Raw genomic sequence first — 20,756 nt, 5'->3', positions numbered from 1 at the left:
GGCTCAGCCGCAGCCGTCGCACCCGCCGCACGCCTTTCCGTTCGTCGTCATGCCGCGAGGCGCGATCCATCGGCCCAGTCCGCGGATCCACGTCGCGCGATCCTCGCGCAACAACGGCAGCGCGAGCGCGACGCGCGCCTTGCGCAGCGGGCCGGGGAACTGCTTCTTCGCCACCACCCAAGCACTCACCACCACCGCGATCGCGATGATGGCGTACTGCAGGGCGAGTGAGGCGTCCATGGCTCAGCCCGCACCCAGCGCCTTGGCGACCTGGTAGGTCACCAGCGAAGCGAGGTAGGCCAGTGCGAACAGATAGAACGTCGCGAAACCCATCTGCTTCCACGAGTTGGTTTCGCGCTTGATCGTGGCCAGCGTCGAGATGCACATCGGCGCGTAGATGAACCAGACGAGCAGCGACAGTCCCGTTGCCATCGACCAGCCATCACTGACGATCGGCGTCAGGGCCTGGATGGCGGCATCATCGTCCGGCGCGGACAACGAGTAGATTGTCGCCAGCGAAGAAACCGCGACCTCGCGCGCACCCATGCCCGGAATCAGCGCGATGCAGATCTGCCAGTTGAAGCCCAGCGGGGCAAAGACCACCGCCATGGCGTGGCCGATGCGGCCGGCAAAGCTGTAGTCGATGGCGGGACCCGCGGCATCCGCCGGGGCCGCAGGAAACGTCAACAGCACCCACAGCAGGATGGTCAGCGCGAGGATGATGCCGCCGACGCGCTTGAGGAAGATCATGGCGCGCTCGTACAGGCCGATCAGCAGATCACGCGGATGCGGGATACGGTAGGAGGGCAGCTCCAGCAGCAGCGCGTGTTCGCTCTTGTCGCGACGCCACTTCTTCATCACCCAAGACACCAGCAGCGCGCTCAGGATGCCAGCGGCGTACAGGCCGAACAGCACGAGGCCCTGCTGATTGAAGATGCCGACCTTCCCGTCCGGAATGAAGGCAGCAATCAACAGCGTGTACACCGGCAGCCGCGCAGAGCACGTCATCAACGGCGCCACCAGGATGGTGGCCAAGCGGTCACGCGGGTCCTGGATGCTGCGGGTGGCCATGATGCCGGGCACGGCACAGGCGAAGCTCGACAACAGGGGGATGAAGGAGCGACCCGACAACCCGGCGCCCCGCATCAGGCGATCCAGCAGGAATGCCGCGCGCGGCAGATATCCACTTTCTTCCAGTGCCAGGATGAAGGCGAACAGGATCAGGATCTGCGGCAGGAACACGACCACCCCGCCAAGGCCGGCGATGATGCCATCCACCATCAAGCTGTTGAGCGGCCCTTCGGGTAGCGCAGCGCCCACGACCTCCCCCAGCCATCCGGCACCTGCCTCGATGGCGTCCGCAAACGGCGTCGCCCAGGCGAACACTGCCTGGAAGATCAGGAACATCACCACGATAAGGGCGGCGAAGCCGAACACGGGATGCAGCAGCCAGCGGTCCAGCGCGTCGTCGATCTTCGCCGTGCGCGTGGGCATGGTGACCGCCAGCGCCAGCAGCCGGCGCGTTTCCGCATGCAGATCGGCGCCCTCGGCCAGATGCGTGCGCGGCTCATGCGGCTGCGCGGCGACGGCGTCGATGCGCTCGACCAGCGCGCGCGCGCCGCCATGCTTCACCGCGATCGTCTCGACCACCGGCACGCCCAGTTCGCGTTCCAGCGCGGCCAGGTCGATGGCGATGCCGCGGCGCTGCGCGGCGTCCATCATGTTGACCGCCAGGATCATCGGCTTGCCGAGTTCCCGCACTTCCAGTGCGAAGCGCAGGTGCAGGCGCAAGTTGGTGGCGTCCACCACGCAGACCAGCACGTCCGGCGCGGCTTCACCGGGATAGAAGCCGCGGCAGACATCGCGCGTGACGGCTTCGTCCAGGCTGGCCGCATGCAGGCTGTAGGCGCCCGGCAGGTCGAGCACCGCGTAGCTGCGTCCCGAGGCCGACGAATGCAGACGGCCCTCCTTGCGCTCCACGGTGACGCCGGCGTAGTTGGCGACCTTCTGCCGGCTGCCGGTCAGCTGGTTGAACAGCGCCGTCTTGCCGCAGTTCGGATTGCCGACCAGCGCCAGCCGCAACGTGGACGCGTCTGCCGCGCTCATGCTGCGGCTCCGTTGCGCAATCGCACGCGGGCCGCTTCGGAACGGCGCAGCGCGAACCGGGTGAAACCGACCTGCACCAGCAGCGGTTCGGCACCCAGCGGACCCTTCGCGACGACCTCGACTGCCTCGCCGTTGACGAAGCCCAGTTCGCGCAGGCGACGGGCGATGTTGTCCTGCGGACCATGGTCCTCGACGGAATCGACGATGGCGGGGGTACGCCAGGGGAGCTCGGTCAGGATCACGTGGGGCCTCAAATGCGAACTATTCTCAAATTGTAGCATCGCCGCACTGCACGACGGCTGCAACGGAGCGTGCCGCTATCATTCGACGACTTCGCTGGGAACGACCGGAATGGCGGCATCACCGCAGGAACATCCCCTCGTGCTGGAACGCGCGGGACCCGTGGCGCGGCTCCGGCTGGATCGCCCCACCCTCCACAACGCCTTCGATGCCGGCCTGATCGCGGCGCTGACTGCCCAGCTCGAGAGTCTGGCGAGAGACCCAAGCGTCCGCGCCGTCGTACTGGAAGGCAGTGGCGCCTCGTTTTCCGCCGGCGCCGACCTCCACTGGATGCGCGGCATGGCCTCGGCCAGCGAGGCGGCCAACCGCGACGACGCCCTCGCCCTCGCCCGCCTGATGCGCACGCTGGACGAACTGCCCAAGCCGACGATCGCGCGGGTGCACGGCGCGGCCTTCGGCGGCGGCGTCGGCCTGGTGGCCTGCTGCGACATCGCCATCGGCGTGCCGGAGGCCAGGTTCGGCCTGACCGAGAGCAAGCTGGGCCTGCTACCGGCGGTGATCTCGCCCTACGTCATCGCCGCCATCGGGCCGCGCGAAGCCAGGCGCTGGTTCGCCACCGCCGAAATCTTCGACGCGGCCACCGCCCTGCGGATCGGCCTGCTCCACGACGTGGTGCCGGCGGACGCGCTGGATGCCGCCGTCGACCGCCAGCTCGCCTTGCTGCTGAAAGCCGGCCCGCTGGCCGCCGCCGGCGCCAAGCGGCTGGTGGCACGGGTGGCCGGCGGCGCCGATCGCGACCCGCTGGATGCGGACAACGCCGACCTGATCGCGCGCCTGCGCGTGTCGCCTGAGGGCCAGGAGGGCCTGTCCGCCTTCCTCGACAAGCGCGCACCGGCCTGGACCCTTGGGGAGTGAACCGATGATCGACCATCTGGGTATCGAAGTCGCCGACTACGCGCGCAGCCGCGCCTTCTACGAACGCGTGCTTGCCACGCTGGGCCATCGCGTCGTCATGGACGTGACGCGGGAGATGAGTGGCGGTTACGAGGGATGCGGCTTCGGGTCGGCCGGTCGTCCGCACTTCTGGGTCGGCAAGGGCGGCGGAGAACCCGGCCGCGGCTCCCACATTGCGTTTACGGCCGCCAGCCGGGCGCAGGTCGATGCCTTCCATGCCGCCGCCCTCGCCGCCGGTGCGCGCGACAACGGCGCACCCGGCATCCGCGCGCATTACCACCCCGACTACTACAGCGCTTTCGTCATCGACCACGACGGGCACAACATCGAAGCCGTCTGCCACCTGCCTGCGGAATCCCAGTCCTGATGTTCTCCAAGATCCTGATCGCCAACCGCGGCGAGATCGCCTGCCGCGTCATCCGCACCTGCCACCGGCTCGGCATCCGCACGGTCGCGGTGTATTCCGAGGCCGATGCCGACGCCCAGCACGTACGCCAGGCCGACGAGGCCTGCCTGATCGGCGGTCCGCGACCGGCCGACAGCTACCTGCGCGGCGACGCCATCATCGCCGCGGCGAAGAAGACCGGCGCCCAGGCCATCCATCCCGGCTACGGCTTCCTGTCCGAGAACGCCGACTTCGCCGATGCCGTCGCGGCGGCCGGCATGGTGTTCATCGGTCCGTCCGGCGCCTCGATGCGCAAGATGGGCAGCAAGGCCGGCGCGAAGGAACTGATGGCCGCGGCCGGCGTACCGGTCGTTCCCGGTTACACCGGCGAGGACCAATCGCCCAACACCCTGTCGCGCGAAGCGGCCCGCATCGGCTTCCCGCTGATGATCAAGGCGGCGCATGGCGGCGGCGGCAAGGGCATGCGCGTGGTGCACCGGCTGGAGGACTTCATCGCGCAGTTGGAAAGCTGCCAGCGCGAGGCCGCCAACGCCTTCGGCCGCGACCGCGTGCTGCTGGAGCGTTACGTGCAGTCGCCGCGCCACATCGAGATCCAGGTGTTCGCCGACACGCACGGCCACACCCTGCACCTCAACGAGCGCGAGTGCTCCGCCCAGCGCCGCTACCAGAAGGTGCTGGAGGAATCGCCCTCGCCGTTCCTGACCCCGGCACTGCGCACGGCGATGGGCGACGCGGCGGTGAAGGCGGCGCAGGCCATCGACTACGCTAACGCGGGCACGGTGGAATTCATCGTCGATCCCGACGGCCAGTTCTATTTCATGGAGATCAACACCCGGTTGCAGGTGGAACATCCGGTCACCGAGATGGTCACCGGCCTGGACCTGGTGGAATGGCAGTTGCGGGTCGCCGCGGGCGAACCGCTGCCGCTGGCGCAGGAAGCCATCGTGCAGCGTGGCCACGCCATCGAGGTGCGCCTGTACGCCGAAGACCCGGAAGCCGGTTTCCTGCCCGGCTCCGGGCGGCTGGAGTCGCTGGTGCTGCCCGCGCCCTCGGCGCACGTCCGTCTCGACGGCGGCGTGGTGGAAGGCGACCTGGTGACGATCTTCTACGACCCGATGATCGCCAAGCTGATCGTCTGGGGCGAGGACCGGCCGACCGCGCTGGCGCGCCTGCGCGACGCGCTGGCCGACTGCGACATCGTCGGCCCGAAGTCGAACATCGGCTTCCTCGAGCGCCTGGCCCGGCACCCTGCCGTGGTGGAGGGGCGCATCGACACCGGCTACCTGGACCGCCACCTGGACGAGTTCATGCCGGCACCGGCGCTGACGCCCGACCTGCAGGTGGCCGCCGCCGTGGCCGTCCTGCTCGAACAAGAGTCGTCCGCCCGCAGCGCCGCCGGCGCATCGGGCGATCCGGGCTCCCCCTGGGCGATCGCCGATGGCTGGCGCCTCGGCCACGCCGGCCGCCGGCCACTGGCCTTCCAGCACCGCGACCAGCGCTGGGACGCGCTCGCGCACGGCCACGGCGGCCGGTATTCGGTGGACGTCCAGGGCGCCACCTACCCGGTCGACGGCGCGCGCCTGACCGCTGGCCTGCTCGAGTTGCGTATTCATGATCAGGCACGGCGACTTCGGATCCACCGCCATGGCAATCGCCTCACCCTGCACGACGGGGAGCGGCGCGCCATGCTGGAAACGCTGCCGGCGTACCAGCGCACGGCAGGCGGGGACCGTGGCGGAGACGGCCGCATCATCGCGCCGATGCCCGGCCGCGTGGTGGTGGTCAAGGCACGGGTGGGGGACAGCGTGGACGCAGGACAGGAACTGCTGGTGATGGAAGCGATGAAGATGGAACTGGCCGTCAAGGCGCCGCGTGCCGGCGTGGTGGCGGAACTGCGCGCCGCCGCCGGCGATTTCGTCGAGGCCGACACTGTCCTGGTGACGCTGGAGTGAGGCCGGTGCTGCCGTTTTCATGGCGCCCGATCGTCGTCCTGCTGGCGGCCTGCACGCTGGGCGGCTGCGTGATGTTCGAACAGCCGCCGGCGCCGCTGGCCTGCGACCCCGCCCTGGTCGGGCGCTGGATCCCGCTGCCCGACAGCCCGCAGGACCGCATACCGCTGGGCAAGGACGACTACGCGGACGTGGATGCTGCCTGCCGCGTGCGCCTGCACGATGCCGCGCGCGCCGATGCGCCGCAGTTCGATGCGCTCGGATTCCAACTCGGTGGCGAGCGCTACCTCGCGCTGGGTTTCGAGGAACTGGAAGGCCTGTTCGGCACCGGCAAGACGGCCGCGCCGCCGATCCCGAAAGGCATGCCGGCCAATGCCGTCACGCTGCTGAAATACCGCATCCGCAACGATACGCTGCAGATCGCGATGCTGGATACGGTGGACATCATGCAACGCGTGCAGCAGGGTTCGCTGAAGGCGCGCGAGACCGATGCCAGCACCTATGTGTTCGAAGGAGGACCGGAACAATTGCGTACGCTGCTGCAGTCGGACCCCGCCCTGTTCGACGCCTTCGACGGGCGCGACAAGACGCTGCGCATGCGCCGCGTCAAGACGGGCAAAGGCGCATGAGCGCCCCCTCCGCCTCCGCCGCCGATTTCGTCCGCATCGTCGAGGTGGGTCCGCGCGACGGCCTGCAGAACGAGAAGGCGCTCGTCGCCACCGCCGACAAGGTCGAACTGATCGACCGGCTGTCGCGCACCGGCCTGCTGAGCATTGAGGCCACCAGTTTCGTCAGCCCGAAGTGGGTGCCGCAGCTGGCCGATGCCGCCGAGGTGTTCACCGCCATCCAGCGGCGGCCCGGCACGGCGTATCCCGTGCTGGTCCCGAACGAGACCGGCTACGAACGCGCGCTCGCTGTCGGCGTGGAGGAAGTGGCGGTGTTCACCGCCGCGTCCGAAGCCTTCACCCGCAAGAACATCAACGCGTCCATCGACGAGTCCATCGAGCGCTTCCGCCCGGTGCTGGAACGCGCCGCGGCCGACGGCATCAAGGTGCGCGGCTACGTCTCCACCGTGCTGGGCTGCCCGTACCAGGGCGAGGTGCCCGTGGCCGATGTGGTGCGCGTGTCGCGCCAACTGCACGCGTTGGGCTGCTACGAGATATCGCTCGGCGACACCATCGGCGTGGGCACGCCGCGCAAGGCGGCAGAGATGCTGACGGCGGTCGCCGCCGAGGTGCCGATGCCCGCGCTGGCGGTGCACTTCCACGACACCTACGGACAGGCGCTGGCCAACATCCTCGCCTGTCTCGACGCCGGCGTCCGCGTGATCGACTCGGCCGTGTCGGGCGCGGGTGGCTGTCCCTACGCGAAGGGCGCCAGCGGCAACGTCGCCAGCGAAGACGTGGTCTACCTGCTGCACGGCATGGGCCTGCGCACGGGCGTGGACCTGGACCTGCTGGCGGAGACGGGACGCTGGCTCGCGACCCGGCTGGGGCGCGAGACCGGCAGCCGCGTCGGCAAGGCCCTGGCGGCCGCATGACGCACGGCCCGGCCAGCGACGTCGACGTGATGGCGCTGGCCGCCGCACTCGAACGCGCGGCCGCGGTCGATGGCCCGCACGCCGACCTGCTGCGCCAGGCGCGCGACGCACTGCTGGCCAAGCAGCACGAGGCGGATACGGAACGCTCGCGCTACCGCAACCTGTTCGATGCCGTGCCCGACCCGGTCAGCATCATCGCCGAAGACGGCACCATCTTGGACCTCAACCAGGCCGGGATGACGGCATACAAGCGGCCGCGCGAGGAGATCGTCGGCCGCAACATCAACGTCCTCAATCCCGACCTGCCGCGCGACCATCTGGTGCCGGTGTGGGAGACGCTCAACCGCGGCGTGACCTACGTCATCGAGGTCACCAACATGCGCGGCGATGGCACGCGCTTCCCCGTCGAAGTGCACTCGGCCAACATCAGCTTCGACGGCCGCAAGAGCATCGTCGCCGTCGCCCGCGACATCAGCAGCCGCCGCCTGGCGGAAACGCGCTACCGCGAGCTGATGGAGACGATCGACAAGGGCATCGTGGTGCACAACCGCGACCTGGAAGTGCAGTACTGCAACGGCGCCGCGATGCGCATCTTCGGCATCCGCGAGGACCAGCGCGCCGACCAGGAACTCGCGCTGGGCCGCTGGCACATCGTCGACGAGCATGGCCGCGAAATGGCCCGCCACGAACTCCCTGCCCAGCGCGCGCTGGATACCGGGCAGATGGTCGAAAGCGTGCTGCTCGGCCTGTACCACCGCGAGAAGAAGCAGCTGCTCTGGCTCACCGCCACGTCCGTCCCGCAGTTCGCGCCGGGCGCCACCGTGCCGGCGCAGGTCAGCACGCTGTTCAGCGACGTCACCGAACTCAAGCGCGACAGCGCGCTGTTCGACCGCGCGCAGTCGCTGGCGCATATCGGCGGCTGGGAATGGGATCTCGGCCGCGACCGCATGTACCTCACGGACGAAGCCCAGCGCATCCTCGGTGCGGCGCGCCCGCTGGTCACGCTCGGCGACATGCTGTCGTGCCTGCGCGACACGGACCGCCGCCGCCTGCGCGGCGCGCTGGACCTGATCACCGCCGGCGGCCAGGGCTTCGACCTGGAGCTGCAGGGCACGCAGGCGGACGGCCACCCGTTCTGGATCCGCGTGATCGGCGACGCCGAACCGGGCGACCCGGGCGCCTCGCGCATCACCGGCACCATGCAGGACATATCGCAAGACAAGCAGGCCGAGGAGACGCTGCGCATCCAGGCGCGCACCGACCCGCTGACAGGGCTGATGAACCGCGACGCCGTGCTGACCGAGCTCGGCGCACGGCTGGCCGATCCCGAGCGCGCGCGCGTCGCCGTGCTGTACATCGACCTCGACCGTTTCAAGATGGTCAACGACGTGCTGGGCCACAACGCCGGCGACGAACTGCTGGTGCAGGCGTCCGACCGCATCCGCGGCGCGGTCGGCACCGACGGCATGATCGCGCGCTTCGGCGGCGACGAATTCCTGGTGATCTGCGACGCCGGCCACGATCCGCACCAGCCCGAGGCGATGGCGCATGCGGTGCTGGGCGCGTTCGCCGACGCGTTCCGCTTCGGCAAGGACGAATTCGCCATCACCGCCAGCATCGGCCTGGCGGTGGCGCCCGAGGATGGCCTGCGCCCGCAGCAGCTGATCCAGAACGCCGACATCGCGATGTACGACAGCAAGCATCGCGCGCGCAACGGCTGGCAGAGCTTCACCCAGGAACTGGCGCAGCGGCAGCAGGACCGGCTGCAGATCGAGACGCAGCTGCGTCGTGCGGTGGACAACGAGGAATTCCGCCTCGTGTACCAGCCGCAGGTCGACCTGCGCAACGGCCGCATCATCGCCGGCGAAGCGCTGATCCGCTGGCAGAACCACCAGCTGGGCGAGCTGCGCCCGGACGTGTTCATCAGCCACGCCGAAACCACCGGCGACATCGTGCGCATCGGCAGCTGGGTGCTGCGTGAGGCATGCCGGCAGGTCGCCGCCTGGCGCGACATGGGGCTGGGCATCGTGCGGGTGGCGGTCAACGTGTCGTACCGGCAGTTCGCCGGCGACGACCTCGCCGATCGCGTGCGCACCATCCTGGCCGAGTTCGACCTGCCGGGCAGCGCGCTGGAGCTGGAGTTCACCGAGCGCGTGCTGATCGAGGACGCGCCGGCCACGCTGCGCACCTTCGCCGACCTGCGCCAGCTGGGCGTGCTGCTGACCATCGACGATTTCGGCGAGGGCTACAGCGCGCTGAACTACCTGCGTCGCCTGCCGATCCACGGCCTGAAGCTGAGCCCGCTGTTCACCGAGGGCGTGCCCAACAACCGGTCCGACGTGGCCGTCTGCCAGGCGGTCTCGGCCATCGCCCGCAGCCTGGGCCTGGGCCTGGTGGCCGAAGGCGTGGAATCGGAAGCCCAGCGCCAATTCCTGCTCAACCTCGGGGTGCCGGTCGGCCAGGGCTTCCTGTTCGCCCCCGGCCTGTCGCCGGACGAGTTCGCGCGCCGGCTCGCCGACGCCCCGCTGGAGCGGGTGCTGCACGCCTGAGCGGCGGGCCCCCTGTAGGAGCGACGTCAGTCGCGACCGGATACCTTCCGCTGCCGCATCCTCATTCGCAGGCCACGAACCCCGGGGCGACATGCTTACCGGCCCGGAAAGGGGCGCTGCCGGTCGTGGTTCGCGGTCGCGACTGACGTCGCTCCTACAGTGGGTCCATGGCGACCTCGCCACCCGCCATCGCGTAAAATGCTGGCCTTTCCGCAGCAGGTTCACCGCATGCAGCTGTCCGATACCCGCGCCGTCATCACCGGTGGCGTCTCCGGCCTGGGCCTGGCCGTCGCCCGCCACCTGGTCGCCCACGGCGGCAAGGCCGCCTTGTTCGACGTCAACGACGACAAGGGCGCGGCCGCCGTCGCCGACCTGGGCGAGACCAACGTCCGCTACTTCCGTACCGACGTGACCGACGAAGCGGGCGTGGCCGCGAACGTGGCGGCGGCGAAGGACTTCCTGGGCGGCCTGAATGCGGCGATCAACTGCGCCGGCATCCTCGGCGCCGGCCGCGTGCTGGGCAAGGAAGCGCCGATGCCGCTGTCGACGTTCCAGTCCACGGTGATGGTCAACCTGGTCGGCAGCTTCAACGTGGCCAAGGCCGCCGCCGACCTGATGCAGCACAACACCCCCAACGCCGACGGCGAGCGCGGCGTGATCGTCAACACCGCCAGCGTGGCGGCGTACGAAGGCCAGATCGGCCAGGCCGCGTACTCGGCCTCGAAGGGCGGCGTGGTCGGCATGACGCTGCCGATGGCGCGCGAGCTGTCGCGCTTCGGCATCCGCGTGATGACGGTGGCGCCGGGCATCTTCTGGACGCCGATGGTCGACGGCATGCCGGACGCCGTGCAGCAGTCGCTCAGCGCCTCGATCCCCTTCCCGTCCCGCCTGGGCAAGCCGGAGGAGTTCGCCGACCTGGTCGCCTACATCCTCGGCAACCCTTACCTCAACGGCGAGACCATCCGCCTGGACGGCGCCGTGCGCCTGGCGCCGAAGTAGGCGCGCACTCCCTCTTCCCATTCCACAGAACCGGTTGATCCATGAAGGCTTTCGACATCAAGAAGGGCAACGTCGTCGAACACAACGGCGGCGTGTACCAAATCCGCGACATCGAGCGCAGCTCGCCGCAGGGCCGCGGTGGCAACGTGCGCTTCCGTTTCATCATGTACAGCGTGCCGGGCGGCAACAAGCTGGACGCCAGCTTCGACGCCGACGACACCCTGAGCGAAGTGGAACTGCTGCGCCGCCAGGCGACGTATTCCTACAAGGACGGCGATGCGTTCGTGTTCCTCGACGACGAGGACTACACGCCGTACACGCTGGACGCCAACGTCATCGGCGATGACGCCGGCTACATCACCGACGGCCTGGCAGGCTGCTACGTGCAGGTGATCGACGAACTGCCGGTCGCACTGCAGCTGCCGCAGCACGTGATCCTTGAAGTGGTGGAAACCCCGCCGGAACTGAAGGGCGGCACCGCCACCAAGCGCCCAAAGCCGGCCAAGCTCAGCACCGGCATCGAGATCATGGTGCCGGAGTACATCACCAACGGCGAACGCATCCTGGTGAATACGACCACCGGCGAGTTCGGCGGCCGCGCCGACTGAGTCCGCGGTTACGACGCGCCTGCCGCATCCAGTGCGCGCAGGCGTGCACCGATCGTCTCGAGGTTCGCCTCGATGCCCCGCAGCACCTCGCGCTGGTCGACGGGCAGCCAGCGCTCCAGTTCTTCCCGCAATGCCCCATCCTGCTCACGCAGGCGTGCCACGCGCACGCGGGCTTCATCCGCGATGCGTTCGCGCTCCTCCGCCTGCGGCAATCCGTAGCCCTCCGGCACCAGTTCCGACGGCCGGCTGACAAAGCCGGTATCGCCCAGCCATGTGCGCAAGGCCTGCAGTGCGTGCGCGATGTCGGCCGGCGCATTGCGGCCGAGGTAACGCCGCTTCAGTTCGTCGCGCAGCAACAACTGCTGGCGACGCTGCGCGGCGGTCTCCAGCACCAGAAGCGCCGCACTGGCGCGCAGATCCGCGCGCGGCAACCACACGGCCCGTTCGGTCGGCGACAGCGTCAGCCAGGCCTGTGCATCCTGCTGCGGCAGCGCCAGCGACTCGCGCGCGACGGCGAACAAGGATTCGTAACGTGCGCTCATCGGTTCGAAGTAGTAGCCGAGCCGGCGCGCTTCTTCCGTGTCGTCCAGCACGCCCGTATCCGCGATGCCGCGCCGCGCCAGCTTCTTCAGCAGGCCGGTCGGCGTGATGCTGGCGAAGGACTCGCCGGACAGTCGCGGCACGCCCTCGTGCAGCAGCTTCCAGGTCTCGACCGCGCAGTTGTTGCTGATGAAGTAGTAGCGTCCGTCGTAGCTCCAGTGCAGCTGGCCGGCCCGCTCCAGCAGCGACGCGATGTCCTGCGGCTGGAGCCGCAGCGGAACCGATTGCAGGCCGCGCAGCTCGACGCGGGTGTACTCCTCGATCACTTGGTCCAGCGGCAGCAGGAACAGGCGCGACGGATACGAACCGGTCAGTCCGCGCCAGCCCGAGATCTGCACGTCGCCGACGAAGGCGCGGAACGACAGCACGCGATGGTGGGCCAGGTCGAAGCGGCAATCCGGCCCCGGCGCACGCCCGGGCGCGCAGATCACCAGCCGCAGCATGCTGTGGCCCCAGCGGCTCATCGCCTGGGTGTTGCCTTCGGCCAGCAGATAGTCGACGGCGTAGACGCGCGAGGGATCCAGCGCCAGCAACGAGGCATCGCCCGCTTCGGCGTCCACATCCAGGAACGGCAGTCCCGGCGCGCATGCCTCCGCCCCGGCCGGGAGGTTGAAGTGCGCCGCGAAATGGCGATGCAGTGCCGGACGCCGGCAGCCATACGCCGGATCGAGCACGAAGTGCTCGAGGTTCACCGCCACGAACTCGGACGGACGCTCGAGTTCATAGGGATCCGGCGTCCGCGCGACGAAATCGTTGCGCGAACGACGACCGGCGAGCGGCAACACGCTGCGTTGCCATCCCGCCAGGTCGCGCAGGCGCGCATCACCGGAGAGCACGTTGCCCTGGGCCCGGTCGTAGCTGTGCGCCAACTCGTGCACCAGCGCCTCGCGGACCTCACGCATGGAGGCATCGTCCGGCGGCACGGCGTCGCGCGCTTGCCACGCCTGCAACAGGCGGCGCGGAAGCAGGATGCGATGGCCGCTGCGTCGCCCCGCGACGTGCGGCGGAAGATCGTCGCGCCATTGCAGCAGGAGATCGGATGGCAACCCGTCGCGCCACACCGCAGGCAGGCGCGGCAGTACGTCATCGACGAGTGCCTGCGTCGCGACGGTCTCGTCGGGAGTGAGTCGGGTGGAATCGATATCGAGCGCGGCCGCCGTGGCGGCCGGGCCGAGCCACGCCCACAACAGGAGCGCGGCGATGCGCCGGCCCCGGGGCCGACGCAGGTGCATCAGCGGGCCAGGATGGCCTGTGCCAGCTGCATGTCGCTGGCCTTGCGCGCCGCTTCGTCCTTCTCGCGCAGGTGGCGCAGTGCGGCTTCCAGCTGCGCACCACGGATGCGGCCGTCGCTGGCGACGAAGCTGGCGGCATCTTCGCGCGCCTGCACGACGATCTTGTCGTCGCCGGACGAGCTGTCGGACGAGGCCGAGGAACCGGCCGAAGACGCACCGGCGGACGAGCCGGCGAAGCTGCCGGCGAACACCGGCACCGAGAACGCCAGCAGCACGCCGGCGAGGATCAATCGGGACATGAAGATTTCCACACGGGGGAACGCCGTGATCGGCGCGGTGCGCAAAGACTACCTGCAATCGGCATGGCGAGGCTGAATCCGGCCGTATTGTCAGCTGTCGAACAGCTTGCCCGGATTCATCAGACCATTCGGATCGAGCACCCGCTTGATGCCGCGCATGACCGCGACTTCCTCGGCGCTGCGCGTACTTTCCAGGTACCCCTTCTTCACCAGCCCGATGCCGTGCTCGGCGGAGATGCTGCCGTGGTGGCGCTGCAGCGACGCCGCCAGCAGCTTGGTGACCTGCTCGCACTGGGTGACGAACTCCGCGTTCTCCATGCCGTCCGGCTTCAGCACGTTGATGTGCAGGTTGCCGTCGCCGATATGGCCGAACCACACCACCTCGAACTGCGGGTAGGCCTCGCCGAGCAGCGCCTGCGTTTCGGCCAGGAACGCCGGCATCGCCGAGATGCGCACCGACACGTCGTTCTTGTACGGCACGTAGCGCGCCAGCGACTCGGTGATGCCCTCGCGCAGGCGCCATAGCTGGGCGGCCTGGGCATCGGACTGGCTGATCACGCCGTCGCTGACCCAGCCCTGCTCCATGCAGGCCTCGAACGCCGCCATCGCGGCGGCTTCCCTCGCCTCGTCGCCGATCGCGAACTCGGTGACCACGTAATAGGGGTGCACCTCGTCGAACGGCTTCTGCGCGCCGTGCGCCAGCACGTGGTGCAGGGCACGGTCGGTGAAGAACTCGAACGCCTCCAGTTGCAGGCGTTCGCGGAAGGCGGCGAACACCTGCATCAGCACTTCGAACGAAGGCAGCGCCAGCAGCATGACATTGGTCGGCGGCGGCGGATCGGTCAGCCGGACGGTGGCCTCGACCACGATGCCGAGCGTGCCTTCCGAACCGATCCACAGGTGGCGCAGGTCGTAGCCGCTGGAATTCTTGATCAGCGCCTTGTTGAGTTCCAGCACGTCGCCGGCGCCGGTGACGACCTTCAGGCCGGCGATCCATTCGCGCGTGTTGCCATAGCGGATCACGCGGATGCCGCCGGCATTGGTGGCGATGTTGCCGCCGATCGCGCACGAGCCGCGTGCGGCGAAATCCACCGGATAGACGAGGCCATGGTCGCGCGCGGCGTTGTGCACGGCCTCCAGCGGCATGCCGGCCTGCACGGTCAACGTGCGGTCCACGGCATTGAAGTCGAGCGCCTGGTTCATGCGTTCCAGGCTCAGTACCAGTTCGCCGTTCGCCGCCACCGCGCCGCCGGACAGGCCGGTGCGCCCACCGGACGGCACGATCGCCACGCGATGTTCGTTCGCCCAGCGCACGACCGCCTGCACCTCGTCCACGGTGGCCGGCAACGCGATGGCGAGCGGCGACGGCGTCCAGCGGCGGGTCCAGTCGCGACCGTAGTGCTCCAGGTCGGCGGGATCGGTCTTCAATCGCAGTGCCGGGATGGCGTGCTGCAGGGCTTCCAGGCGCGGATCGCTCATTGCGGGGGCAGGATTTTCGGGGGCGCCCAGCGTGCCAGCGATGCAGGGGCGCGTCCAGCCGATGCGGGCCTTGGTTTCATGGGCAACCAAGCCGGAAAACAGCAACCGAGCTTTCCATGGCGCGCCGCACCATCGACGTCGCCCATCTGGCATAGTGACGGCCCTTTCCCCTCCGCTGCGACCCTTCCCGCAATGTCGATCAAGAAGACCTCGTACCCGAAGCAGGACATCCGCGTGCTGTTGCTGGAAGGGGTCAGTCAGACAGCGGTCGAAACGTTCCGCGCGGCGGGCTATACGCAGATCGAACTGCACGAGAAGTCGCTGCCGGAAGACGAACTCAAGCGCCGCATCGCCGACGCGCACATCGTCGGCATCCGCTCACGCACCCACCTGAGCGAGGACGTGCTGGCGCAGGCGCGCCGGCTGATCGCGGTGGGCTGTTTCTGCATCGGCACCAACCAGGTGGACCTGGACGCGGCGGAACTGGCCGGCATCCCGGTGTTCAACGCGCCCTACTCCAATACCCGCAGCGTGGCCGAACTGGTGGTCGCGCAGGCCATCCTGCTGATGCGCGGCATTCCGCAGAAGAACGCCGAATGCCACCGCGGCGGCTGGAGCAAGTCGGCCGCCGGCAGCCACGAGGTGCGCGGCAAAACGCTGGGCATCATCGGCTACGGCCACATCGGCACCCAGGTCGGCGTGCTGGCCGAAGCACTGGGCATGCAGGTGCTTTTCCACGACATCGAGACCAAGCTGTCGCTGGGCAATGCGCGCGCGGCCGTGAGCCTGGACGACCTGCTGGCGCAGAGCGACGTGGTGACGCTGCACGTGCCGGAAACGGCCGCGACCAAGGACATGTTCGGCGAGGCGCAGATCGCGAAGCTGAAGCGCGGCGCACACGTCATCAACGCCTCGCGAGGCACCGTGGTCGACATCGACGCGCTGGCCGAAGCACTGCGGTCGGGCCAGGTGGGCGGCGCGGCGGTGGACGTGTTCCCGGTGGAGCCCAAGGGCAATGCCGATGCATTCGAATCGCCGTTGCGCGGCCTCGACAACGTGATCCTCACCCCGCACGTGGGCGGCAGCACGCTGGAAGCGCAGGACAACATCGGCATCGAAGTCGCGGCCAAGCTGGTGCGCTACAGCGACAACGGCAGCACGCTGTCGTCGGTGAACTTCCCCGAGGTCACCCTGCCCGGCCACGACGGCAGCCGCCGCATCCTGCACATCCACCGCAATGTGCCGGGCGTGCTGTCGCAGATCAACGACATCTTCCGCGACCGCGGCATCAACATCGACGGCCAGTTCCTGCGCACCGATCCTAAGGTCGGCTACGTGGTCATCGACGTGACCGCCGACGAAGAGCAGACGGCGAGCCTGCGCGACGCGATGGCGGCGATCGAGGGGACGTTGCGCGTGCGCGTGCTGTACTGAGCAGGAAGCATTGGCGTGGCAAGGCTGGCGCTCCTGAGTTTCGTCGCGCAGGCGACTGTAGGAGCGGGCCGTGCCCGCGATGCTATTCCACATCCGCCTGCAGCAGCATCGCGCCCATGGGGCGCTCCTACAGAGCGGGATCCTCGCCCGCGAGGGCCTGCATCGCCAGCCACTTGCGGGCCATGCGTCTGATCGACGCATCGGCATCGTCGACCATCGGCGCGATCTCGCGCCAGGCCAGGTCCAGCGATTCTTCGCTGACCACATAGTCCTCGCTGCCGTTGGCCCGGATCACGTAGCGCATGTCGTAGTGCCAGTGGCCGGGAACGTCTTTGCGCTCGGGAATCCAGTGACGGTCCAGGTCGAAGATCGCCCCCTCGACTGACAGGTCTGACAGGCCGGACTCCTCCACCGCCTCCTTCAACGCCACCTGCGCCATGTCGGTGTCGCCATCGGCATGGCCGCCCAGTTGCAACCAGCGGTCGAGCTTGCGGTGATGGGTCATCAGGATGCGCCTGCCATCGCCGCTGACCAGCCACACGCCGCCGGTCAGATGTCCCTCCAGCCGTTCGCGGACGAACGGGTTGGCCGGGTCGTCCAGCAACGCCAGGAATTGTTCCGCCACCTCGCGTTCGGCGGGCCACTGCCGTGCATAGGCGGTGATCTGGTCGCGAAGGGCGGCGTAAGCGGCTGACATGGCGCGGTTTTTACCTGGGGGTGCGAAGGCGGGCGCCGGATTATCGCCCGTCATGCTGCAACCGCGCTTGTGATCGCCGGGCCGCTTTGGCAAGGTACGGCCTTCCGTGGAGCCGCCGTGATGACGGTTTCCATCTTTTCAGGCGGGCTTTCCGCCTACTCAACAGCCTCCAGGGGGGCGAAGCGAATGCTCAAAGCTCTGTTCAGGGTCAAGCCGGTCGCACCGGCAGGCCACGTCGATGCGGGTGAACCCTTTGAAGGCAGCCTGGACGGCGAAGCCACCCTGAAACGGACACTGACGGCCAAGCATCTGGTGATGCTGGGCGTGGGCGCGGTGATCGGCGCGGGCATCTTCGTGCTGACCGGCCAGGCCGCGGCCAACCACGCCGGTCCGGCGATCATGTTGAGCTTCGTGATTGCTGGCTTCGCCTGCGCCATGGCGGGCCTTTGCTACGCCGAATTCGCTTCAATGATGCCGGTCTCCGGCAGTGCCTATTCGTACTCATATGCCACCCTCGGCGAGGCCGTCGCCTGGTTCATCGGCTGGTGCCTGGTGCTCGAGTACCTGTTCGCGTCTTCCACTGTCGCGGTGGGCTGGTCCGGCTATCTGGTCAGCTTCCTAACCTCGACGCTCGGCGTACCCTTCCCCGAACAACTCGCCACCGCGCCGATTACCTGGGCAGACGGCGGGTTCGTCGCCACCAACGGCATCATCAACCTGCCCGCCGTGTTGATCGTCGCGGCTGTCAGTGGCCTGTGCTATGTCGGCATCACCCAATCCGCCTTCGTCAACGCGATCATCGTGGCGATCAAGGTGGTGGTGATCGCCGCTTTCCTGGGCTTCGGTGTCCAATACGTCGATCCGGCCAACTGGACTCCCTTCATCCCTGAGAACACCGGCCCCGGGCAGTTCGGCATGGATGGCGTGTTCCGCGCCGCGACCATCGTGTTCTTCGCTTACATCGGCTTCGACGCCGTTTCGACGGCGGCCGGTGAAGCAAAGAATCCCCAGCGCGACATGCCCAAGGGCATCCTGGGTTCGCTGGCCATCTGCACCGTCATCTACATCGCGGTCTGCGCGGTACTGACCGGCATGACCAACTATAGCCTTCTGGGAACCGCGAAGCCGGTCGCCACCGCGCTGGAAGAAGTGCTGAAGGCAGATCCGGGCGCCAGCGTCGGCTGGCTGAAGACCGCCGTGGAAATCGGCGCCATTGCCGGCCTGTCGTCGGTGATCCTGGTCATGCTGATGGCGCAGCCTCGCATCTTCTATTCGATGTCCCGGGACGGGCTGCTGCCGCGCCTGTTCGGCAAGGTTCATCCGAAGTTCCACACCCCTTATGTCGGCACGATCATCGTCGGCGTGCTGGCGTGCCTGCTGGCCGGCTTCATGCCGTTGAGCGTACTGGGCGAACTGGTGTCGATGGGCACCCTACTGGCTTTCGCCACCGTGTGCCTTGGCGTTCTGGTGCTTCGCTTCACGCGTCCCGACCTCAGCCGTCCGTTCCGCGTGCCGCTGTTCTGGCTGATCTGTCCGCTTGGCGTGTTCGCCTGCTTGTTCCTGTTCATGCAGTCGTTCATGGAGCACTGGCAGATATTCGTGGGCTGGACCGTGCTGGGCCAACTGATCTACTTCGCCTACGGCTTCCGCAACAGCAAGCTCAGGCAGAAGGCCTGATCCTCTTCAAGGCCGGCGGACGCACCGCCGGCCTTTTTGGTTGTACCCATCGATTACGTCCTGAGATCAGCACGATGCTCCGACAGCTCCTGGCCACCAAACACCCCCACGCCGCCCACGACGACGCCGAAGGCCTCAGCCTGCGCCGCACGCTAGGCCCCTGGGGCCTGACCGCACTCGGCATCGGCGCGGTGATCGGCGGCGGCATCTTCGTCATCACCGGCCAGGCCGCGGCCAACCATGCCGGCCCGGCGATCATGCTGTCGTTCGTGCTGGCCGCCCTGTGCTGCACCTTCTGCGCGCTGGCCTACGCCGAATTCGCCGCGATGGTGCCGGTCTCCGGCAGTGCCTACACCTATACCTACGCCACGCTGGGCGAACTGGCCGCCTGGTTCATCGGCTGGATGCTGGTGCTGGAATACGGCGTCTCCGCCTCGGCGGTCGCGGTCAGCTGGACCGGCTATTTCCTGAGTCTGCTCGAGCACTTCAACATCTACCTGCCGCAGGCACTGGTCAGCGCGCCACTGGACGCGCAGCTGCGCCCCACCGGTGCGATCGCCAATCTTCCCGCCGCAGCGATCGTGCTTCTGCTGACCTGGCTCTGCTACGTCGGTATCCGCAAGTCGTCGGCGATGAACATGGCGATGGTGGTGCTGAAGACCGGCCTGATCGTGCTGGTCATCGTCGCCGGCTGGCAGTACGTCGATCCCTCCAACTGGCAGCCCTTCATCCCCGCCAACGAAGGCCCCGGCAAGTTCGGCTGGGACGGCGTCCTGCGCGGCGCGGCGATGGTGTTCTTCGCCTACATCGGCTTCGAAGCGGTCTCTGTGGCGGCGCAGGAATCGCATCGCCCGCAGAAGGACCTGCCGATCGGCATGCTGGCCTCGCTGGCGATCTGCACCGTGTTGTACATCGCCATGGCGGCGGTGATGACGGGCCTGGTGCCCTACACCGCACTGGGCACCGCGGAACCCGTGGTGACCGCGGTCGCGGCGCATCCCCAGCTCGGCTGGTTGCGCGTGACCGTGGAGATCGGCGCGCTGATCGGCCTGTCGTCGGTCGTGCTGGTGATGATCATCGGCCAGCCGCGCATCTTCATGATCATGGGCCGCGACGGCCTGCTGCCGCCGGTGTTCACCAAGATCCATCCGGAATACCGCACGCCGCACATCAACACGGTCATCACCGGCGTCGGCATCGCCCTGCTGGCGGCGCTCTTCCCGCTTGACGTGCTGGGCGAACTGACCTCGATGGGCACGCTGATCGCCTTCGCCTCGGTCTGCGTCGGCGTGCTGGTCCTCCGCCGCACGCAGCCCGACCTGCCGCGGCCGTTCCGCATCCCGATGGCGTGGCTGGTCTGCACGCTCGGCGTGCTGAGCTGCCTGGCGCTGCTGTCGGCGATGACGGCCCACAACTGGATGCTGATGGCGGTCTGGACGGCGGTCGGCTTCCTCGTCTACTTCGGTTACGGCTTCCGCCACAGCCGCCTGCGCGGCAAGCGCTGAATCCGGCTCCGGAGTTAGAAAAAGCGCGGCCCTGGCCGCGCTTTTTTTGCAAGTCCTGTCAGGGCTTCCTGGCCCAGGCGCTGCACCATCCAGCCGCGGCCACCGTGTTCTTCGGGAACAGCGTGCAGGGGCCGTAGGCCTGTCCCGCGGCGGCCTTGAAGAAATTGCAGTTCGCGCAATGGTCGCCCGCCTTGTGCTTGGGATGCTTGGCGGTCGCCGCATTGTCGGTATAGGCCAGCGCCTTGGCGGTGGGATTGGCGGCATCCAGCTTCGGCAACGCGGCCGGTGCGGCGGCGTCGGCACGCAGGCTGTGCCAGGCCAGCGGCGCTACGGCCGCGGCGGTCAGGGTGGTGGTCAGGAAGCGGCGGCGGGAGGCATCGTGGCTCATCGGCTGGGTACTTGCGGAAGGGAGTCGCCAGTCTCCGCGCGGCGACCCGCGGCCGCATTGCGCTGGATCAATCGACCAGGGCGCCGCGGTCCTT

Annotated in this window: 19 protein-coding genes; 11 read left to right on the top strand and 8 right to left on the bottom strand. The window is 68.4% G+C overall.

What is annotated here, in order from left to right:
• Positions 1–3: 3 nt before the first annotated feature.
• The 3 genes from AC04MD_RS03220 to AC04MD_RS03210 are packed head-to-tail and all read right to left on the bottom strand — an operon-like array spanning position 4 to position 2,348.
• Positions 4–240 carry a DUF6587 family protein gene (locus tag AC04MD_RS03220; protein ID WP_475495876.1) on the bottom strand — a complete coding sequence of 79 codons (237 nt, stop codon included), beginning with the start codon at positions 238–240 and terminating at the stop codon, positions 4–6.
• A 3-nt stretch (positions 241–243) separates the two neighbouring features.
• Positions 244–2,106, bottom strand: a complete 1,863-nt coding sequence (gene feoB, locus AC04MD_RS03215; RefSeq protein ID WP_475495875.1) for a ferrous iron transport protein B — start codon at positions 2,104–2,106, stop codon at positions 244–246.
• Entirely contained in the window at positions 2,103–2,348 is a 246-nt protein-coding gene (locus AC04MD_RS03210; protein WP_475495874.1) for a FeoA family protein, read from the bottom strand. Before AC04MD_RS03210 ends, feoB begins: the two co-directional genes overlap by 4 nt.
• 109 nt (positions 2,349–2,457) lie before the next feature.
• Between AC04MD_RS03210 and AC04MD_RS03205 the strand changes: the two genes are divergently transcribed.
• From AC04MD_RS03205 to yeiP, 8 genes are all read left to right on the top strand, one after another.
• Entirely contained in the window at positions 2,458–3,261 is an 804-nt protein-coding gene (locus AC04MD_RS03205) for an enoyl-CoA hydratase-related protein (RefSeq protein ID WP_475495873.1), read from the top strand.
• A 4-nt stretch (positions 3,262–3,265) separates the two neighbouring features.
• Positions 3,266–3,667 (top strand): VOC family protein, encoded by a 402-nt coding sequence (locus AC04MD_RS03200; RefSeq protein WP_475495872.1) that lies wholly within the window; start codon positions 3,266–3,268, stop codon positions 3,665–3,667.
• Positions 3,667–5,658 carry an acetyl/propionyl/methylcrotonyl-CoA carboxylase subunit alpha gene (locus tag AC04MD_RS03195; protein WP_475495871.1) on the top strand — a complete coding sequence of 664 codons (1,992 nt, stop codon included), beginning with the start codon at positions 3,667–3,669 and terminating at the stop codon, positions 5,656–5,658. The genes AC04MD_RS03200 and AC04MD_RS03195 overlap by 1 nt, the downstream gene beginning before the upstream one ends.
• A 5-nt stretch (positions 5,659–5,663) precedes the next feature.
• Positions 5,664–6,284, top strand: a complete 621-nt coding sequence (locus AC04MD_RS03190; RefSeq protein ID WP_475495870.1) for a hypothetical protein — start codon at positions 5,664–5,666, stop codon at positions 6,282–6,284.
• Positions 6,281–7,195, top strand: a complete 915-nt coding sequence (locus AC04MD_RS03185) for a hydroxymethylglutaryl-CoA lyase (RefSeq protein ID WP_475495869.1) — start codon at positions 6,281–6,283, stop codon at positions 7,193–7,195. The genes AC04MD_RS03190 and AC04MD_RS03185 overlap by 4 nt, the downstream gene beginning before the upstream one ends.
• A complete protein-coding gene (locus tag AC04MD_RS03180; RefSeq protein WP_475495868.1) occupies positions 7,192–9,744 on the top strand; it encodes a sensor domain-containing protein in 2,553 nt (850 codons plus the stop codon). The genes AC04MD_RS03185 and AC04MD_RS03180 overlap by 4 nt, the downstream gene beginning before the upstream one ends.
• 228 nt (positions 9,745–9,972) lie before the next feature.
• On the top strand, positions 9,973–10,743 hold the full coding sequence (locus tag AC04MD_RS03175) for an SDR family NAD(P)-dependent oxidoreductase (RefSeq protein ID WP_475495867.1): 771 nt from the start codon (positions 9,973–9,975) through the stop codon (positions 10,741–10,743).
• Between the two features lie 41 nt (positions 10,744–10,784).
• The gene (yeiP, locus tag AC04MD_RS03170) at positions 10,785–11,351 is read left to right on the top strand and encodes an elongation factor P-like protein YeiP (protein ID WP_475495866.1); all 567 of its coding nucleotides are present in this window, start codon (positions 10,785–10,787) and stop codon (positions 11,349–11,351) included.
• A gap of 8 nt (positions 11,352–11,359) precedes the next feature.
• On the opposite strand, the gene AC04MD_RS03165 is transcribed toward yeiP, so the two are convergent.
• The 3 genes from AC04MD_RS03165 to AC04MD_RS03155 form a co-directional block, all read right to left on the bottom strand.
• Positions 11,360–13,183 (bottom strand): DUF7844 domain-containing protein, encoded by a 1,824-nt coding sequence (locus AC04MD_RS03165; RefSeq protein ID WP_475495865.1) that lies wholly within the window; start codon positions 13,181–13,183, stop codon positions 11,360–11,362.
• Entirely contained in the window at positions 13,183–13,482 is a 300-nt protein-coding gene (locus tag AC04MD_RS03160) for a DUF2388 domain-containing protein (RefSeq protein ID WP_213601200.1), read from the bottom strand. Before AC04MD_RS03160 ends, AC04MD_RS03165 begins: the two co-directional genes overlap by 1 nt.
• Before the next feature lie 90 nt (positions 13,483–13,572).
• A complete protein-coding gene (locus AC04MD_RS03155; RefSeq protein WP_475495864.1) occupies positions 13,573–14,961 on the bottom strand; it encodes an FAD-binding oxidoreductase in 1,389 nt (462 codons plus the stop codon).
• 192 nt (positions 14,962–15,153) lie between these two features.
• Between AC04MD_RS03155 and serA the strand changes: the two genes are divergently transcribed.
• Positions 15,154–16,395 (top strand): phosphoglycerate dehydrogenase, encoded by a 1,242-nt coding sequence (gene serA, locus AC04MD_RS03150; RefSeq protein WP_475495863.1) that lies wholly within the window; start codon positions 15,154–15,156, stop codon positions 16,393–16,395.
• Positions 16,396–16,522: 127 nt separating this feature from the next.
• On the opposite strand, the gene AC04MD_RS03145 is transcribed toward serA, so the two are convergent.
• Positions 16,523–17,092 carry an NUDIX hydrolase gene (locus AC04MD_RS03145; protein ID WP_475495862.1) on the bottom strand — a complete coding sequence of 190 codons (570 nt, stop codon included), beginning with the start codon at positions 17,090–17,092 and terminating at the stop codon, positions 16,523–16,525.
• A 186-nt stretch (positions 17,093–17,278) separates the two neighbouring features.
• Here AC04MD_RS03145 and AC04MD_RS03140 point away from each other — a divergent pair, with 186 nt between their 5' ends.
• Positions 17,279–18,769 (top strand): amino acid permease, encoded by a 1,491-nt coding sequence (locus AC04MD_RS03140; RefSeq protein ID WP_475496163.1) that lies wholly within the window; start codon positions 17,279–17,281, stop codon positions 18,767–18,769.
• Between the two features lie 74 nt (positions 18,770–18,843).
• Positions 18,844–20,274 carry an amino acid permease gene (locus tag AC04MD_RS03135; protein WP_475495861.1) on the top strand — a complete coding sequence of 477 codons (1,431 nt, stop codon included), beginning with the start codon at positions 18,844–18,846 and terminating at the stop codon, positions 20,272–20,274.
• A gap of 58 nt (positions 20,275–20,332) precedes the next feature.
• Here AC04MD_RS03135 and AC04MD_RS03130 read toward each other — a convergent pair whose 3' ends face one another.
• Positions 20,333–20,662, bottom strand: coding sequence for a high-potential iron-sulfur protein (locus tag AC04MD_RS03130; RefSeq protein WP_475495860.1), 330 nt, complete (start codon positions 20,660–20,662; stop codon positions 20,333–20,335).
• Positions 20,663–20,756 lie beyond the last annotated feature (94 nt).

The sequence above is a fragment of the Pseudoxanthomonas sp. LjRoot206 genome (assembly GCF_056175725.1).
This window is presented reverse-complemented; position numbering and strand designations above follow the sequence as displayed.

What these genes read in the sequence shown, in the direction of transcription:
- AC04MD_RS03220 (WP_475495876.1), bottom strand. Translation starts at nt 240, where the DNA reads ATGGACGCCTCACTCGCCCTGCAGTACGCCATCATCGCGATCGCGGTG.
- feoB (WP_475495875.1), bottom strand. Translation starts at nt 2,106, where the DNA reads ATGAGCGCGGCAGACGCGTCCACGTTGCGGCTGGCGCTGGTCGGCAAT.
- AC04MD_RS03205 (WP_475495873.1), top strand. Translation starts at nt 2,458, where the DNA reads ATGGCGGCATCACCGCAGGAACATCCCCTCGTGCTGGAACGCGCGGGA.
- AC04MD_RS03200 (WP_475495872.1), top strand. Translation starts at nt 3,266, where the DNA reads ATGATCGACCATCTGGGTATCGAAGTCGCCGACTACGCGCGCAGCCGC.
- AC04MD_RS03195 (WP_475495871.1), top strand. Translation starts at nt 3,667, where the DNA reads ATGTTCTCCAAGATCCTGATCGCCAACCGCGGCGAGATCGCCTGCCGC.
- AC04MD_RS03185 (WP_475495869.1), top strand. Translation starts at nt 6,281, where the DNA reads ATGAGCGCCCCCTCCGCCTCCGCCGCCGATTTCGTCCGCATCGTCGAG.
- AC04MD_RS03180 (WP_475495868.1), top strand. Translation starts at nt 7,192, where the DNA reads ATGACGCACGGCCCGGCCAGCGACGTCGACGTGATGGCGCTGGCCGCC.
- AC04MD_RS03175 (WP_475495867.1), top strand. Translation starts at nt 9,973, where the DNA reads ATGCAGCTGTCCGATACCCGCGCCGTCATCACCGGTGGCGTCTCCGGC.
- yeiP (WP_475495866.1), top strand. Translation starts at nt 10,785, where the DNA reads ATGAAGGCTTTCGACATCAAGAAGGGCAACGTCGTCGAACACAACGGC.
- AC04MD_RS03165 (WP_475495865.1), bottom strand. Translation starts at nt 13,183, where the DNA reads ATGCACCTGCGTCGGCCCCGGGGCCGGCGCATCGCCGCGCTCCTGTTG.
- AC04MD_RS03160 (WP_213601200.1), bottom strand. Translation starts at nt 13,482, where the DNA reads ATGTCCCGATTGATCCTCGCCGGCGTGCTGCTGGCGTTCTCGGTGCCG.
- AC04MD_RS03155 (WP_475495864.1), bottom strand. Translation starts at nt 14,961, where the DNA reads ATGAGCGATCCGCGCCTGGAAGCCCTGCAGCACGCCATCCCGGCACTG.
- serA (WP_475495863.1), top strand. Translation starts at nt 15,154, where the DNA reads ATGTCGATCAAGAAGACCTCGTACCCGAAGCAGGACATCCGCGTGCTG.
- AC04MD_RS03145 (WP_475495862.1), bottom strand. Translation starts at nt 17,092, where the DNA reads ATGTCAGCCGCTTACGCCGCCCTTCGCGACCAGATCACCGCCTATGCA.
- AC04MD_RS03140 (WP_475496163.1), top strand. Translation starts at nt 17,279, where the DNA reads ATGCTCAAAGCTCTGTTCAGGGTCAAGCCGGTCGCACCGGCAGGCCAC.
- AC04MD_RS03135 (WP_475495861.1), top strand. Translation starts at nt 18,844, where the DNA reads ATGCTCCGACAGCTCCTGGCCACCAAACACCCCCACGCCGCCCACGAC.
- AC04MD_RS03130 (WP_475495860.1), bottom strand. Translation starts at nt 20,662, where the DNA reads ATGAGCCACGATGCCTCCCGCCGCCGCTTCCTGACCACCACCCTGACC.